Annotated in this window: 4 protein-coding genes; all 4 read left to right on the plus strand. The window is 36.1% G+C overall.

The features are described from left to right. Positions 1-251: hypothetical protein (locus H4J59_RS19160; RefSeq protein WP_220469684.1), on the plus strand; the 251-nt coding region annotated here is incomplete at its 5' end. 30 nt (positions 252-281) lie between these two features. After that, a complete protein-coding gene (locus H4J59_RS01240) occupies positions 282-578 on the plus strand; it encodes a hypothetical protein (protein WP_182225639.1) in 297 nt (98 codons plus the stop codon). 126 nt (positions 579-704) lie between these two features. Beyond that, positions 705-1,202, plus strand: coding sequence for a signal peptidase II (lspA, locus tag H4J59_RS01245; protein WP_182236130.1), 498 nt, complete (start codon positions 705-707; stop codon positions 1,200-1,202). Positions 1,203-1,342: 140 nt separating this feature from the next. Then, on the plus strand, positions 1,343-2,446 hold the full coding sequence (locus tag H4J59_RS01250) for a hypothetical protein (protein ID WP_182236132.1): 1,104 nt from the start codon (positions 1,343-1,345) through the stop codon (positions 2,444-2,446). Positions 2,447-2,666 lie beyond the last annotated feature (220 nt).

Raw genomic sequence — 2,666 nt, forward strand, 5'->3', positions numbered from 1 at the left:
ACAATATTGCTGTAAAGCCATTAGCTAAATATCCTTTAGTGTTTGGCTCAAAGTTCAAGGTTGGGTTAGTCGTGGCGCTGGGCACTTTTTGCTGCTACGGTCGGGCTGCCTTAAGCCGTAAAGTGATTGTTATCGTTAGCGTTTTTTCGCTACCATCAAATAACAAGGTAATTCAATCTGACAAATATAGCTTGTCTCGTTTTTTGCAAAAGACGCAAAAACCAATCCAACTATTTTTGCAGTTTAATTAAGCGTTAGCTACACAAGGTTGTGGATATTATATGAGAGTTCGGGTTTTACTAGCGTTACTTATTCCTTTGCAGGGTTGCACTATTGTTGGTGCTGCTTTAGATGAGCAACTTGGTATTGAGAATAAAGAGAATCAGAGAGACGGTACTTTGGCAGAATTAGGAACCCAAGCTGATATTGATCTAGTTAGGCACATTGTTACTGGAGAACCCCTTCCAGTTAAAAAGAAGCCAAAGGGTTGTAGTGATTTAAAAGGTTCAAGAAAAACTGAATGCATAAATACAGTCAAACTATTAAATAAGAGCATAGATAAGCACACTAAGCAGTAGTGTAGCTAACAAGAAATTCAAACGGAAAAAATACAGTTGGCTGTTTTCACTCCGTTCAACATTTTAGCCAACTAAATTTTTTCGCTTAATTTAAGCGTTAGTAGCCAGAAAAGGTTTTGAGTAAATATGGATATTTGGAAAAGATTATTAACTATTTTTTTAGTTACTCTTTCATGCGTAGGTTGTGATCAAGCCACCAAACTATTGGCAGCAGAACACCTTCCTAAATTTCAAATGACAAGCTACCTTAATGATACCCTCAGGGTTGGATATACGGAAAATATTGGTGCTTTTCTGGGCTTGGGTAACAACTTGTCAGAACAAGCTAGATTCTGGTTTTTTGTAGTTCTAGTTGGTATGTTTTTGTCCGCTTTATTTGTATATTTAGTTTCAAATTCAAAACAGCACCTTACTTCTTTAATTGCTTTATCTTTGGTGTTTTCTGGTGGTATTAGTAATTTTTATGATCGTGTAGTTAATAACGGTGCTGTTATTGATTTTCTAAATATTGGTATTGGTTCCATCCGTACTGGGATTTTTAATGTAGCAGATATAGCAATAATGCTAGGTGTTTTTCTTCTTCTGTTTACTAAAAATGAGAATAAAGCCACGGCTACGGTGTAAAGGCTACTAACAAGCACTTAAAACGGAACAAAAACAGTTGGTTAGGTTCCGCTTCGCTACACATTTTAACAAACTATTTTTGTCCGCTTAAGTGGGCGTTAGGCATTATGCGAGTTTCGTTTCATAAGTAGGATTTTAATATGGCAGCAGTCAGCAATTCAGTCGTTCACCTTACAATGAGGCACGAAAAAATAGTTCTTTCATATGGTACCGGTGTAATTTATCAGAATGGATCTGAATTTTATATTGTTACTGCATGGCATAATCTTTCAGGTCGTCATTCTGAGTCACTTTCGACTCTATCAGATACATTAGCTATTCCTAATAATGTAATAGTCAATCTTGCTATCGAAACTCCGGGATATTTAATCAATAGGATTCCAATAATTATCCCATTGATCGATGATGATAAGTCTCTCTTTTTTATTCATCCAGAGAACTGGCCTAGGGTTGATGTCGCTGTTATTCCATTTAACCCTCAATCAAGTTTTCGTTCAGAAATGTATCTTTCAACAGGTGAATGTAGAGAACAAATGATTTCACCTATAATGCAAGTTCATGGGATTGGAAATACAGAATTATGTCCTGTACAAAAATACCTTGTACCAAATAGCGATGTAATAGAAAAATGGTTTCAATCTGTAGAGGTTACTGAAGAATTATTTATTCCTGGATATCCTCATAACTTACAAGATTATTATGCTCAGCCTGTATGGAAGCGTGCAACTATTGCATCTTCGGTTCAGGTCGGATGGAATCGAGAGCCAAAATTTTTGATAGATTCGGCTTCTAAAAGCGGAATGTCCGGTGCCCCTGTTTTATACTACTGTCCAAATGGTTCTGTTGAAATTCGTGGAACTAAATATACTTTTGAGCGTGATGTTGCCATTCTAGCTGGAATATATGTTGGCCGAATTGGTGTAAAAGGAGAGTTAGACCCTCAAATAGGTACTGTTTGGAATAATTCTGTTATTGATGAAATAATAAAAGCTAAATGCAATGAGAAACTCCCTTTTGAAATTGAGCTCAATAGTGATGAGCTTATTGCAAATATGCAAAGTGTTTTGTCATCATACTCGAGTGAAGGTTTAAAAAAAATTATGAACCCAGAACTACCATTTAGGTATCATGCAAGATATGAATTACTTAAAAAAATAAATGGAAGAGCTTCGCTAGATAACGCACTTGAAGCAGTTCTAGAGGCCGCAAGTTGTTACGAAGGAAGTTTGGTTGAAAGTGAGTAGTTCAAATGCCTAACAAGGCAATTAAACGGAACTAAAACAGTTGGTTAAGTTTCGTGCCTCAACATTATAACCAACAATTTTAGTCCGCTTATTGCGGCGTTGGTATGACTCCCCACGTCAAGTTAAATACACTGATCCTTATTCATTAATTTCAGAATCATTGTATTCACTTTTAGTATTAAGTGAGTTAACGCATAGAATGAAGCAAGTAATTTCGTCG

The sequence above is a fragment of the Colwellia sp. MB02u-10 genome, assembly GCF_014077185.1.
In the GTDB taxonomy this organism is placed as follows: domain Bacteria; phylum Pseudomonadota; class Gammaproteobacteria; order Enterobacterales; family Alteromonadaceae; genus Cognaticolwellia.